This window comes from Brevundimonas sp. NPDC090276, from assembly GCF_044772165.1.
GTDB lineage: Bacteria > Pseudomonadota > Alphaproteobacteria > Caulobacterales > Caulobacteraceae > Brevundimonas.
The window spans coordinates 639,948-652,866 of sequence record NZ_JBIVYK010000001.1; the positions used below are offsets into that span (position 1 = coordinate 639,948).

15 protein-coding genes are annotated in these 12,919 nt (G+C 67.5%); 11 read left to right on the forward strand and 4 right to left on the reverse strand.

Annotated elements, in window-relative coordinates:
• Nucleotides 1–83: 83 nt before the first annotated feature.
• Genes ACIQTU_RS03010 through ACIQTU_RS03020 form a run of 3 tightly spaced genes read right to left on the reverse strand, consistent with a single transcriptional unit; the run spans nucleotide 84 to nucleotide 1,862 of the window.
• Complete coding sequence (locus ACIQTU_RS03010; protein WP_400542099.1) at nucleotides 84–863, reverse strand: GIN domain-containing protein; 780 nt, start codon at nucleotides 861–863, stop codon at nucleotides 84–86.
• A gap of 19 nt (nucleotides 864–882) precedes the next feature.
• Nucleotides 883–1,449: a DUF1700 domain-containing protein gene (locus ACIQTU_RS03015; RefSeq protein ID WP_400542102.1), complete on the reverse strand. Its 567-nt coding sequence runs from the start codon at nucleotides 1,447–1,449 to the stop codon at nucleotides 883–885.
• Nucleotides 1,446–1,862, reverse strand: coding sequence for a PadR family transcriptional regulator (locus tag ACIQTU_RS03020; protein ID WP_400542105.1), 417 nt, complete (start codon nucleotides 1,860–1,862; stop codon nucleotides 1,446–1,448). Before ACIQTU_RS03020 ends, ACIQTU_RS03015 begins: the two co-directional genes overlap by 4 nt.
• 249 nt (nucleotides 1,863–2,111) lie before the next feature.
• Between ACIQTU_RS03020 and coxB the strand changes: the two genes are divergently transcribed.
• From coxB to ACIQTU_RS03075, 11 genes are all read left to right on the forward strand, one after another.
• Nucleotides 2,112–3,077, forward strand: coding sequence for a cytochrome c oxidase subunit II (gene coxB, locus ACIQTU_RS03025; RefSeq protein ID WP_400542108.1), 966 nt, complete (start codon nucleotides 2,112–2,114; stop codon nucleotides 3,075–3,077).
• Between the two features lie 24 nt (nucleotides 3,078–3,101).
• Nucleotides 3,102–4,754: a cytochrome c oxidase subunit I gene (gene ctaD, locus ACIQTU_RS03030; RefSeq protein WP_400542111.1), complete on the forward strand. Its 1,653-nt coding sequence runs from the start codon at nucleotides 3,102–3,104 to the stop codon at nucleotides 4,752–4,754.
• 64 nt (nucleotides 4,755–4,818) lie between these two features.
• Nucleotides 4,819–5,787 carry a heme o synthase gene (locus ACIQTU_RS03035; RefSeq protein WP_400542114.1) on the forward strand — a complete coding sequence of 323 codons (969 nt, stop codon included), beginning with the start codon at nucleotides 4,819–4,821 and terminating at the stop codon, nucleotides 5,785–5,787.
• Between the two features lie 4 nt (nucleotides 5,788–5,791).
• The gene (locus ACIQTU_RS03040) at nucleotides 5,792–6,025 is read left to right on the forward strand and encodes a hypothetical protein (protein WP_400542117.1); all 234 of its coding nucleotides are present in this window, start codon (nucleotides 5,792–5,794) and stop codon (nucleotides 6,023–6,025) included.
• Complete coding sequence (locus tag ACIQTU_RS03045) at nucleotides 6,022–6,588, forward strand: cytochrome c oxidase assembly protein (protein ID WP_400542120.1); 567 nt, start codon at nucleotides 6,022–6,024, stop codon at nucleotides 6,586–6,588. Before ACIQTU_RS03040 ends, ACIQTU_RS03045 begins: the two co-directional genes overlap by 4 nt.
• Before the next feature lie 57 nt (nucleotides 6,589–6,645).
• Nucleotides 6,646–7,524, forward strand: coding sequence for a cytochrome c oxidase subunit 3 (locus ACIQTU_RS03050; protein ID WP_400542123.1), 879 nt, complete (start codon nucleotides 6,646–6,648; stop codon nucleotides 7,522–7,524).
• Between the two features lie 59 nt (nucleotides 7,525–7,583).
• The gene (locus tag ACIQTU_RS03055; RefSeq protein WP_400542126.1) at nucleotides 7,584–7,931 is read left to right on the forward strand and encodes a DUF983 domain-containing protein; all 348 of its coding nucleotides are present in this window, start codon (nucleotides 7,584–7,586) and stop codon (nucleotides 7,929–7,931) included.
• Nucleotides 7,928–8,650: an SURF1 family protein gene (locus ACIQTU_RS03060; RefSeq protein WP_400542129.1), complete on the forward strand. Its 723-nt coding sequence runs from the start codon at nucleotides 7,928–7,930 to the stop codon at nucleotides 8,648–8,650. Before ACIQTU_RS03055 ends, ACIQTU_RS03060 begins: the two co-directional genes overlap by 4 nt.
• A gap of 50 nt (nucleotides 8,651–8,700) precedes the next feature.
• A complete protein-coding gene (locus tag ACIQTU_RS03065; protein ID WP_400542132.1) occupies nucleotides 8,701–9,915 on the forward strand; it encodes a M16 family metallopeptidase in 1,215 nt (404 codons plus the stop codon).
• A gap of 42 nt (nucleotides 9,916–9,957) precedes the next feature.
• Complete coding sequence (locus ACIQTU_RS03070; RefSeq protein WP_400542135.1) at nucleotides 9,958–10,581, forward strand: GNAT family N-acetyltransferase; 624 nt, start codon at nucleotides 9,958–9,960, stop codon at nucleotides 10,579–10,581.
• A complete protein-coding gene (locus ACIQTU_RS03075; protein ID WP_400542138.1) occupies nucleotides 10,578–12,245 on the forward strand; it encodes a putative bifunctional diguanylate cyclase/phosphodiesterase in 1,668 nt (555 codons plus the stop codon). The genes ACIQTU_RS03070 and ACIQTU_RS03075 overlap by 4 nt, the downstream gene beginning before the upstream one ends.
• 4 nt (nucleotides 12,246–12,249) lie before the next feature.
• On the opposite strand, the gene ACIQTU_RS03080 is transcribed toward ACIQTU_RS03075, so the two are convergent.
• Nucleotides 12,250–12,819, reverse strand: a complete 570-nt coding sequence (locus ACIQTU_RS03080; protein WP_400542141.1) for a YqgE/AlgH family protein — start codon at nucleotides 12,817–12,819, stop codon at nucleotides 12,250–12,252.
• Between the last annotated feature and the right edge of the window lie 100 nt (nucleotides 12,820–12,919).

Here is a 12,919-nt window from a genome sequence, read left to right on the forward strand (position 1 = left end):
CGAGTTGCGTCACGTGTTCCGCACAGGGAACGGCCCCTCTCGCGCTGCGAAAGGGGCCGTGACGACGACTTCTGGATCGCGGATCAGTCTTCCGTGACTTCACCCGAGCCGCTGACGGACTGGCGCAGTTCGGCGGGGCGGCGCGTCAGGCGCACCTCGCCGCTGCCCGAGACGTCGACGTCGGCCTTGCCGCTGGGGCCGACCCGTACGTCGCCCGAGCCGCTGACGCTGACCTTGGCGTCCTTGACGATCAGCTCGTCCAGACGGGCGTCGCCGGCGCCGGAAACGTCCACCGTCACCGTATCGGCGCGGCCCTGGACCTTGACGTCCGACGATCCGGTCAGGGTCAGGTCCAGCGTCGGCTGGTCATAGCCGCGGATCTTCAGCTCGGTGGGGCCGGAAAGGTCGAAGCTTTTCACCGAGGGGGCCTTGATGACGATCTTCAGGGCGTCGGTCTCGCTCCAGCCGCGGATGCCGGTACGGGTCCAGCGGACATAGCTGCGGTCGCCGCGCGGGCCTTCGTCCAGGGTCAGTCGGCCGTTGGAGAAGCGGACGCGGTTCACGACCGTTTCGGCGCCGGAGATGGTGATGCCCGGCGAGTCGGCCTGCTGATCGTAGGTGACGTTGGCGGGGATATCGATGGCCAGACGTTGGCCGTCGACCCAGGTGATCGAGCGGGTGATCTCGGGCGAGACCTGACCGCGCTCGATGGTGAAGCCGTCGTCGCCGGGCTCGTCGTCGGTGACCACCCAGGTCCAGTCGTGGCGGGCCAGGTCGCGGCCGCCGACGGCGAAGGCGCCGCCGATGCCGACGATGGCGAGGATCAGCCCGGCGCCGGAGATGATGAGCAGATTGCGGATCATGACATTATTCTCCCTTGGCTCAGGCTTGCGGTTCGAGGGCGGGTTTCAGGACGCGATAGTGAAGGCGGGCGTACCAGATTGTGGCGTCGATCAGCCATTTGGTCAGCAGGGCCATAAGGGCGACCATGAAGACGCCCAGACCCATCAGGCCGACGCCCAGCAAGGCTGCGGCGAGGGCGCCGCCCGGCAGGCCCATGAAGGACCCGGCCACCATGACGAAGCCGCCGGCCACGAAGACCCCGATCCCGCCGATCAGCATGGACAGGACGGTGCCGAAGATCGGCAGGGCGATGGGCAGCAGGATCAGGATGTCGATCGCGCCCAGGCCCAGGATGCCGAAGATGGCGCCGGCGGCGGCCGGCGGCGACTGCTCCTGGGTCCAGCGCTTGGCGCTGGCCTCGGCCTTCAGTTCACGGGCCAGACGATCGGGATCGCCCAAGGCCTCGGCGACCTGCGCCTCTGTGCGGCCAGCGGCGGCGCCGTCGGCGAAGTGGCTTTCATAGTCGGCGACGATCTCGTTGGCCGTGATGGTCGGCAGGCCGACCAGTCCGCGTTTCAGGCGGGCCAGAAATTCTGCGCGGTTCATTGTTCAGCTCCCCGTTGAGCGTCTGCGGATTGGTCCGTGAGGGCGGCCGGTTCGACCGGGGCGCCCGCCGCTATGGCGTCGCTGTGCGGCGCGGTGTTCGCCACCAGGGCGTCGACGGCCTGGGCAAAGGCCCGCCATTCGGCGGTCTGGCCTTCCAGGGCGGCGCGACCGGCGGTGGTCAGCCGATAATACTTGCGCGACGGGCCGCTGGGCGATTCGACCAGATAGGTCTCGACCAGGCCGTCGCTCTGCATGCGGCGCATCAGCGGATAGATGGTGCCTTCCCCCATGCCGATAGCGTCGGACAGGCGGCTGGCGATCTCGTAGGCGTAGCTGTCGGAGCGGGCCAGCAGGGCCAGCACGCACAATCCCAGCACGCCTTTCTTCAGTTGGATGTCGATGGAGTCGGGCATGGCGTTCCCTTCGGTGATGACGAATGGGTATCGCAAGGTATCGTGCGCTGCAAGGTAGCTGTCGGTACATGACAGCGAATTAATCCGCCGAAGTTTCGCCTCATCCCGTCACTTGCGCGTCTTGATCGCTTGGCAAGCGCAAGCCGAGCCGATAAGGACCGGCCCTGAAACGCCGAGGTCCGTCAGGGCCCGGGGGTGTTTGCGAATTGCTCGCAAGTATCGGCTGCGAAACGGTTTATGAGGAATCGAATGGGGATGGGCACGCGAGCCATGGCGCGGATCGGAGGCGGTGTCGCCGCGACCGCTCTTGCCGCCTTCGTCGCCGCGCCGGCATGGGCGCAGGATCTGATGGGGCAACCGACCCCGGGCGGTCTCGGCCTGCAGCCGGCTGCTGCGCCGCTGAAGCACGAAGCGATCTTCTTCCACGACGTGGTGTTGATGCCGGTCATCACGATCATCACCCTGCTGGTGCTGGGCCTGCTGATCTGGATCGCTGTCCGCTACAACAAGCGCGCCAACCCGGTTCCGGCCAAGTGGAGCCACAACACGGTCATCGAGATCATCTGGACCGTGGTGCCGGTGCTGATCCTGGTGGGCGTCTCGCTCTTCTCGTTCCGCCTGCTGTTTGCCTACCACGACATGCCTGACCCCGACCTGACGGTTAAGGTCACGGGCAACCAGTGGAACTGGGCCTATGAATATCCCGACCAGGGCGTGGCCGAGTACATCTCGAACATGACACCCGAGGACAAGGCGCCGCCGCACCTCTACCGTCTGGCCGCTGACGAGCCGATGGTCGTGCCGGTCGGCAAGACCGTTCGCCTGCTGGTCACCGCTTCGGACGTGATCCACGCCGTGGCTCTGCCGGCCTTTGGTCTGAAGACCGACGCCGTCCCGGGCCGCGTCAACGAAACCTGGTTCAACGCCGAGAAGACCGGCATCTACTACGGCCAGTGCTCCGAGCTGTGCGGCGTCGACCACGCCTTCATGCCGATGCAGATCAACGTCGTCACCGAGGCCGAATTCGCCGCCTGGGTCGCCTCCAAGGGCGGGTCCATGACGAAGAAGGCTGACGAAGCCGCTGCGGCCGCCGCCGCAGCTGCTCCGGCCGCCGCCGTCGCTGCTCCCGCCGCTGACGCCGCCGCCCCGACCGCCGCCGCCGCTCCCGCGGCCCCCGCAGCCGCTGCCGCGCCCGCCGCGCCGGCCGCCCAGTAACAGAGACGCGAGAGCCCAACGATCATGGCCACCGCTGCCGCAACACACGACGATCATCACGATCACAAGCCGGGTTTCTTCACCCGCTGGTTCCTGTCGACGAACCACAAAGACATCGGGATGCTGTACCTGATGTTCGCCATCTTCACCGGTCTGGTGGGCGGCGCCCTGTCGGGCCTGATCCGCTGGGAACTGGCCGAGCCGGGCATCCAGCTGTTCAAGGAAGGCACGATCATCCAGCAACTGGGGATCGTTGAGGCCTCCAAGCACGGCTATAACGTCACGGTCACGGCCCACGCCCTGATCATGGTCTTCTTCGTCGTCATGCCGGCGACGATGGGCGGTTTCGCCAACTACTTCACGCCGATCATGATCGGCGCGCCGGACATGGCCTTCCCGCGCCTGAACAATATCTCGTTCTGGCTGCTGGTCGCCGCCTTCATGCTGCTGGTCATCTCGATGTTCGTCGACGGCGGACCGGGCATGGGCTTCGGCGGTGGTTGGACGGCCTATCCGCCGCTCTCCACCATGGGCCACACGGGCCCGTCGTTCGACCTGGCGATCTTCTCGCTGCACGTCGCCGGCGCCTCGTCGATCCTCGGCGCGATCAACTTCATCACGACCATCTTCAACATGCGCGCGCCGGGCATGACCCTGCACCGCATGCCGCTGTTCGCCTGGGGCATCCTGATCACCGCCTTCCTGCTGCTGCTGTCGCTGCCGGTTCTGGCGGGCGCCATCACCATGCTGCTGACGGACCGTAACTTCGGCACCTCGTTCTTCGATCCGGCCGGCGGCGGCGACCCGGTGATGTACCAGCACCTGTTCTGGTTCTTCGGTCACCCCGAAGTCTACATCATGATCCTGCCGGGCTTCGGCATCATCTCGCACATCGTCTCGACCTTCTCGAAGAAGCCGATCTTCGGCTACCTCGCCATGGCCTACGCCATGGTTGCCATCGGCTTCATCGGCTTCATCGTGTGGGCGCACCACATGTACACCGTGGGCATGAGCATCAACCTGCGCGCCTATTTCGTGGCCGCCACGATGATCATCGCCGTGCCTACCGGCGTGAAGATCTTCAGCTGGATCGCCACCATGTGGGGCGGCTCCATCACCTTCAAGACGCCCATGCTGTGGGCGATGGGCTTCATATTCCTGTTCACCCTCGGCGGCGTGACCGGCGTGGTCCTGTCGAACGCCGGCATCGACTACAGCCTGCACGACACCTACTATGTCGTGGCGCACTTCCACTACGTGCTGTCGCTGGGCGCCGTCTTCTCGATCTTCGCCGGTTTCTACTACTGGTTCGAGAAGATGTTCGGCGTGAAGTACAACGAGTTCCTCGGCGCGACCCACTTCTGGATCATGTTCGTCGGCGTGAACCTCGTCTTCTTCCCGCAGCACTTCCTGGGTCTGCAGGGCATGCCGCGTCGTTACATCGACTACCCGGAGGCCTTCACCTACTGGAACCACGTCTCGTCGATCGGCTACCTGATCACCATCGTCGGCGTCGCCGTCTTCCTGGTGATGCTGGCTGAAGCTGCGATCCGTCGCCGCAAGGGCGAGGCCAATCCGTGGGGCGAAGGCGCCACCACCCTGGAGTGGACCCTGTCGTCGCCCCCGCCGCACCACCAGTTCAACGAACTGCCGGTGGTCAAGGCGGACAACCACTGATCCGATCCGGATAACCCTGGAGAGGCCGCCCTTTCGCAACCGGAAGGGCGGCCTTCGGCTTTTTATGACCATGACCGACCGCCAAGCTCCCCTCGTGACCACCGCCCAGCCGGAGGACTTCTTCCAGCTGCTGAAACCGCGTGTCATGTCGCTGGTGGTCTTCACCGCCGTGACGGGCCTGGTGGTCGCGCCGGGGCAGCCCAACTTCCTGCTGGCCGCCATCGCGGTCCTGTGCATCGCCGTGGGCGCAGGGGCCGCCGGCGCCCTGAACATGGCGCTGGAGGGCGAGACCGACGCCCTGATGCGCCGCACGCGTGGCCGCCCCGTCGCGGCGGGCCGCGTCCGCAAAAATGATGCGATGGCCTTTGGCGTCGTCCTGTCGATCTTCTCGGTCATGCTGCTGGGCATGACCACCAACTGGCTGGCCGGGGGACTGCTGGCCCTGACCATCGTCTATTACGCCGGCTTCTACACCCTGCTGCTCAAGCGCCGGACGCCCCAGAACATCGTCATCGGCGGCGCCGCGGGCGCCTTCCCGCCGGTGATCGGCTGGGCGGCGGTGACAGGCGACGCGCCGTGGCAGGCCTGGCTGCTGTTCGCCATCATCTTCCTGTGGACCCCGCCGCACTCCTGGGCCCTGGCCCTCTATTCGGCCGGCGACTACGCCAAGGCGGGCATCCCGATGATGCCGGTGGCGCGCGGCGCCAAGTCGACCCGTCTGCAGATCCTGATCTACACCCTGATCTTCGTGCCGGTGGCCATTGCTCCGGCCTTCCTGGGCCTCGGCGGCGTCGTCTATCTGGCGGTATCGGTGGCCGGCGGCCTCTTCTTCCTGGCCCTGGCGATCCGCCTGTGGCGCTCACGCGCCGGCGACCAGCCTGACAAGGCCGAGGCGGTGGGGCGAGAGGCCGCATTGTATGACGTCCGGGCCGAGGCCAAACCGGCCCGTAACCTGTTCGCCTTCTCCATCCTGTATCTGATGGCGCTGTTCTCGGCCTTGCTGGTCGAACAGCTGCCGGGCCTGGGAGCCTGACCGCGTGACCCGTCCTAACTTCATCAAACTGACTGACGAACAAGTGCGCGCACGCAAGCGCCGCAACGTGGCCATCGCCTTGGGCCTGGTCGGCTTCATCGTCCTGGTCTTCGTCGTCACCGTGGTGAACCTTCAGCGCAACACCGAGGCCCGCAAGGCCGCCGAGGCGGCGGCTGCGGCCACGCTGGAGCGCGCCGACCCCGCTCTGTCCGCGCCCGCCGCGGAGCCGACCCAGTGAAGGACCGCAAGAACATGGTCGCGCTGATCTGCGCGGCCGTGGTGATGGGCATGACGGGGGCGGCCTTCGCCGCCGTGCCCTTGTATCGTCTCTTCTGTCAGGTGACGGGCTTCGACGGCACGGTGAAGAAGGCCGAGGCCGCCCCGACGCAGATTCTCGACCAGAGCGTCCTGATCCGCTTCGACACCAACGTCCGCAACCTGCCGATGGACTTCAAGGCCGAGCAGGTCAGCCAGCGGGTGCGAATCGGCGAAACCGGCATGGCCTATTTCAAGGTGACCAACACCTCGGATCAGCCGATCCACGCCACGGCGGCCTACAACGTCGTGCCGGAACGCGCCGGCCCCTACTTCCAGAAGCTGCAGTGCTTCTGCTTCGAGGGCCAGGAAATCGGCCCGGGCGAGACCAAGGAATTCCCCGTCCAGTACTTCGTCGCGCCCGAGATCGCGACGGACGCCGAGTCCAAGGGCGTGCGCGAAATCACGCTCAGCTACACCTTCTTCCCCACCAAGGGCTTCGAGCAGGCCGCTTCCGGTCAATCAGCTACTGGCAAAGCCGGATAGCGGACGCTATAGCCCCTGCATAAGAACGATCTCTCGCCTTAATTCAGAGACCCTGGAATGGCCGACGCGCACGCGAAACCGCATCACGATTACCACCTTGTGGACCCGAGCCCCTGGCCGCTGATCTCGTCCATGGCCTGCGTGGTCATGTTCGTGGGCGCGGTCATGTGGATGAAGGGCCTGTTCGGCCTGCCGGAAGGCACCAAGTGGCTGTTCTTCGCCGGTCTGGCCGGCGTGCTGTTCGCCATGTACGGCTGGTGGTCGGACGTCATCAAGGAATCCAAGAAGGGCGACCACACCCCGGTCGTCTCGATCGGCCTGCGCTACGGCATGATCCTGTTCATCGCGTCGGAGGTGATGTTCTTCGTCGCCTTCTTCTGGATGTTCTTCGACATGGCGATCTTCAGCGAATCGCGCGCCCTGACGCCGGAAATCGGCAACTGGGCCGACACCGCCGCCGCCTGGAAGACCTGGCCGCCCAAGGGCGTCGAGCTGCTGGACCCCTGGGGCCTGCCGCTGCTGAACACGGTCATCCTGCTGCTGTCGGGCACGACCGTGACCTGGGCGCACCATGCGCTGCAGGTCGGCGACCGCAAGGCCGCCAAGCTGGGTCTGCTGATCACCGTCCTGCTGGGCGTGCTGTTCACCGGCGTTCAGGCCTATGAATATCACCACATCCTGCACGAGGGCTTCTTCTTCAACGAAGCCGCCACCCACTCGAAGCTCTACGGCTCGATCTTCTTCATGACGACCGGCTTCCACGGCTTCCACGTCCTGGTTGGCACCATCTTCCTGGCCGTCTGCCTGCTGCGTCTGCAAGCCGGTCAGATGACGCCGCAGAAGCACTTCGGCTTCGAAGCCGCCGCCTGGTACTGGCACTTCGTGGACGTGGTCTGGCTGTTCCTGTTCGCCTTCGTCTACGTCACCTTCGGGTGAAGACGGGCCAACCAGCCTCTGCACTTCAAACGGCGCGGGACGAACAGTCCCGCGCCGATTTGCTTGGGGGACAGGCCGTTCTGGCCGGGATCCGCGGGCGCTGCCCCAACTGCGGACAGGGGCCCCTTTTCCAAGGGTTCCTTAAAGTCCGCCCGGCCTGCGACACCTGCGGTTTCGACCTGGCCTCGGTCGAGACCGGCGACGGCGCCGCCACCTTCATCATGCAGATCGCCGGCTTCCTGGTCGGGTTTTCGGCCTTGGCGGTCGAGATCGCCTGGCATCCCCCCATCTGGCTGCACCTGATCGTCTGGCTGCCGCTGGTCGCCGCCCTGGCCCTGGGCCTGATGCGCCCCGGCAAGGGGCTGATGACCGCCCTGCAGATGCTGAGAACCCGAGACCCCCAATGACTGCTGCCGCCCGTCCCCGTTTCCCCGTCGTCCTGACGGTCCTCGCCGTCCTGCTGCTGGGCGTCCTGCTGGCCCTCGGGACCTGGCAGGTGCAACGTATGCAATGGAAGGAAGGCCTGATGGACGGGGCCGAGGCCGCCGCCGGCCAGCCGCCGCTGCCGCTCGCCGAGGCGCTGAAACTTGAGAACCCCGAGTTCCGTCGCGTCCTGCTGACCTGCCGCGGTCTGTCGGCGGCGCCCTATGTCGAGCTGCAGTCCATTGAGCACAGCGACGCGGGCGTCCGCCTGGTCTCGGCCTGTGCCGTCGAAGGCGGGCGGACCCTGCTGGTCGATCGCGGCTTCGTCTCCGCCGAGATCTCAAGCCGTCCGCCGGTCAAGGCCGACGACACCATGCCCGTGGTCATCACCGGCGTGTTGCGCCGCGCCCCGGCCCCCAGCGCCCTGACCCCGCCGCCGGCCGAGGGCCGCTTCTACGGTCGCGACGCCGAGGCCATGGCTCGCGTGCTGAAGGTCGAGGGGCCGATCTCGCCCTTCACCGTCTTCGCGCTCACCTCGACCAATCCCGACTGGGTCGCGCTGAAGCCCTCGGCGCCGCCCGCCGCCTTCACGAACAACCACCTGGGTTACGCCCTGACCTGGTTCGGTCTCGCCGCCGCCCTGATCGCCTTCTACGTGGTGCTGCTGCGCCGCCGCATGACCCGCAAGGACACAGAAACCTGACCGCTCGCCTCCACACCCTGTCCAACGGCGTCCGCGTCGTCTGCGACCCCATGCCCGGTCTGCGGACCTTTGCCCTGACGGTCGCCGTTCGCGGCGGGGCTAGGATGGAGGACGAGGCCCGCTCCGGTTGGTCGCACCTGCTGGAGCATCTGGTGTTCAAGGGCGCCGGCGACATGGGCGCGCGCGATATCGTCGAACGGATCGAGGCCGAGGGCGGCTCGATCAACGCCGCCACCGGCTATGAGCGCACCAGTTTCGAGATCCGGGCCCTGCACGGCTCCCTGCCTCTGGCCATGCAGATCGTTTCGGATCTGGTCTTCCGTCCCACGCTCGACCCCGCCGAGATCGTGCGCGAGAAGGACGTCGTGGCCCAGGAAATCGCCGAGGCCTTCGACACCCCCGACGACCACGTCTTCGAAATGGCCCAGACGCGGGCCTATGCCGGCCAGGCTCTGGGTCGGCCCATCCTCGGCACGGTCGAGAGCCTGAAAGCCGCCGACCGCGCCGCCGTGGCCGACTGGCGCGCCCGACTCTATTCGCCTGACCGCATGGTCGTCGCCGTCTCGGGGGCTGTGAACGAGAGCGAACTGCTGGCCCTGGCCGAGCGCTGGTTCGGTCAGGAAGGCGCGAAGCCGCTGGACCCTCTGGCGCCCGCCGTCTTCGTCGGCGGCGAGGCGAAACTGTCCCGCAAGATCGAACAGGCCAACCTGGTCTTCCAACTGCCGACCATGGGGGCGCTGGACCCGCGTCTGCCGGCGCTGCGGCTGTTCACCGAAATCCTTGGCGGCGGCATGGCTTCGCGCCTGTTCCAGAGCGCGCGCGAGGACCGGGGTCTGGCCTACGCCATCGACGCCTATCAGGAAGCCTATGAGGACGCCGGGCTCCTGGGCATCTACGCCGGCGCCGCCGCGGAGCGTGCGGTCGAATTGGCAGAGGTCAGCGCCGCTGAACTGCTGGACCTGGCCGAGAAGGGCCCGACCGACGCCGAGCTGGCGCGCGCCAAGGCCGTGTTGAACGCGACGCTGTGGATGGCCGACGAAAGCCCCGCCAGCCGCGCGGGGCGCAACGCGGCCCAGACGCTGATCTTCGGCGCGCCGGTTTCGTCCGAGGACAGCGCCGCGCGCATCCTGGCCCAGAGCGCCGATGATCTGCGCGCCGTGGGGCGGGCCATGATCGAGGCCGGGCGTTCGGCCACGGCGGTGCTGGGGCCCAAGGCGGCGGGGGCCGCTGGCGCCGCCTTCACGGCACGACTTCAGGCCCGCTAAGTCGTGGCTGGCGTCGCCGGCGCTTCTCGGTAATCTGCCGCCATGGCCCTGTTCGACTGGATGGCGGAGGCGACCGGACCGGTCCTGCGCGGACAGGGGGTCCTGCTGCGTCCGCCGCGTCCGTCCGATCACGCGGAATGGGCCGAACTGCGCGGCGGCTCGCGCGACTATCTGCAACCGTGGGAGCCTGCCTGGGCCGAGGACGACCTGACCCGCGCGGCCTTTCGGCGGCGCCTCAGCGTCTATGCCCGCGAGATGGAACTGGGCACGGCCTGGCCCCTGTTCGTCTTTGATCCCGAGGAAGAACGGCTGATGGGGGCCATCACCCTGTCCAACATCCGGCGCGGCGTGGCCGAGACCGGCACCCTGGGCTACTGGATCGGCCAGCCCTATGCGGGGCAGGGGGCGGGTACGGCGGCGGCGCGGGCCATGCTGGACTTCGCCTTTGGCTCGCTGAAGCTGCATCGCGTCGAGGCGGCCTGCGTCCCGACCAACCATGCCTCGCGCCGGGTTCTCGAAAAGGCGGGCTTTCGGCACGAAGGACTAGCCAAAGCTTATTTGAAAATTAACGGCGCATGGGCAGATCATCTGCTGTTCGGCGTCATCGAGGACGAGTTTGTCCCGGACCCGGACGTGCCCAGTCCTTCCACCCGGGATTCGCTTTGACCACACGATCCAGAGCCCTGGCCTGGGACCCGACGACGGCGATCGAGGCGCTGGCCGCCGCCGATGCCGCGCTGTGGATCTGGACGCCCGCCGACGACCAGATTCGTTTCACCGGTGCGACCCGTTCGCTGGGCCTCGGCCCTCTGGCCCCCGAATGTTCGGGCGCCGCCTTCGCCGCCCTGGCCATGCCGCAGGACCGGGCCCTGGCCGACCGCCTGCTCAAGCCCCAGGCCGAGGGCACCGAGATCGCCGTGCGTCTGCGCATGCGCGGCTGCGAGACCTGCCTGTGGCGCGGCGTCTGGCTGGAAGATGGTCTGCGCGCGGCGGGCGTCGTGGCGCTGGAGACCAAGTTCGCCGGGGCCGACCGGGATGCGCTGACCGGCCTGCTGGATCGCCGCACCTTCCTGGTCCGTGTGGCGGAAACCCTGGCCCAGCCGGGCGACTATGAGCTGGTCGTAGCCGACGTGGATCGTCTGCGCCGTCTGAACGAGGCGCTGGGCCATGAGCGCGCCGATCTGGTGCTCTCGGCCCTCGGATCGCGATTGGCAGGGGCCTTCGCCAAGGACTGTTCGCCAGCCCGCATCGGCGAGGACGAGTTCGCGGTCCTGGCTCCCCGCGGGGCCACGGGCGCCAGCGAGCGGATGCGCGAGGCGCTGGAACAGCCGCTCCGCGTGGCGGGCTTTGACATCTATCCGACGGTCTCTATCGGCGCCGTCGCCGCAGAGGGCGGGCCGGACGCGCCTGATCCGGCGGAACTGCTGCGCCGCGTCGAACTGGCGGTGGAGCAGGCCAAGACCGCGGGGCGGGGCGGGGCGGCGGCCTATGGCCGGGCGCTGGAGTCCGACAGCCTGTCGAGGCTGGCGCTGGAGTCGGACCTGCGCAACGCCTTCGTGCGCGGCGAGATCGAGCCCTTCTACCAGCCCATCGTCAACCTGAAGACGGGCGCGGTCGCCGGCTTCGAGGCCCTGGTGCGCTGGCGTCATCCGCAGCGCGGACTGGTGCCGCCGGACGAGTTCCTGACCCTGGCCGATGAAATGGGCCTGATGAACGAGCTGGGTCTGCTGATGATGACCCAGGCGGCGCGTCAGCTGGCCGAGTGGCTGCATCGCCACCCCGGTGCGGGCAAGCTGTTCTGCAGCGTCAACCTGTCGGTCGGCGAGATCGAGCGCGACCATCTGGTCGAGGACGTGGCCCGCATCATTCAGGAGACCGGCCTGCCGCGCGGCGCGCTGAAGCTGGAAGTCACCGAGGGCGACATCATGCGCGACACCGCGCACGCCGCCGAGGTGCTGACGAAACTGCGCGAGGCGGGGGCCAGCCTGGCGCTGGACGATTTCGGCACCGGCTTCTCGTCCCTGTCCTATCTCGCGCGCCTGCCGTTCGACACGCTGAAGATCGACCGTTACTTCGTTCTGACGATGAACAAGGACGAGGGCTCGGCCAAGATCGTCAAGTCCGTGGTCAACCTGGGTCGCGACCTGTCGCTGGAGGTCGTGGCCGAGGGCGTCGAGAACGCCGAACTGGCCGGCCTGCTGCTGGACGCCAGCTGCCACTACGGTCAGGGCTTCGGCTATGCGCCGGCCCTGCCGGCCGTGGAGGCCGAGGTCTATCTGAACGAGTCACTGGCCGACGGCACCGCCCCGATCAAGGCGCGCTCGGCCTAGGGGGTCAGGCGCGCCCGCTCTGGGCCGACAGGCGGGCGGCGTCGACGCCCAGACCGGCCAGGGCGCGGGCCCATTTGGTCTGATAGTCCGCGTCGAAGATCAGATCGGGATCGGCGTCGGCGGTCAGCCAGACGTTCTCGCCCAGTTCCTCTTCCAACTGACCCTCGCCCCAGCCGGCGTAGCCCAGCAGCAGGACGGATCGAGCCGGTCCGTCGTCCGGGTCGCTCATCGCCGCCAGGGCGTCGCGGGTGCCGGTCACGGCCAGGCCGTCGCCGAAGCTCAGGGTGATGTCTTCGTTGGTCCAGTCGTCGGTGTGCAGGACGAAGCCGCGCTCGCGCTCGACCGGCCCGCCGATCAGCACCGACCGCTCCGACATCGCATCGGAAACCGGCGTGTCCAGCTTCTTCAGGACTTCAGACAGGGTGACGCCCGGCGCCGGCTGGTCCAGCCGCAGGCCCATGGCGTGCTCGTCGTCATGGGCGCAGATCAGGATGACGGCGTGGCGGAAACGGTCATCGTCTATGCCCGGCATGGCCACAAGGAGACGCCCGGTCAGGGAGGAGAAGGCGGTCATGCCCCTATCATCGGGGGCGGGCGGCCTCGACGCAAGATGCGGCATATCGGGAGAAGACGAAGCCGCCTTGGCGATTGCCGTCGCGCTCTCTATCTGAGGT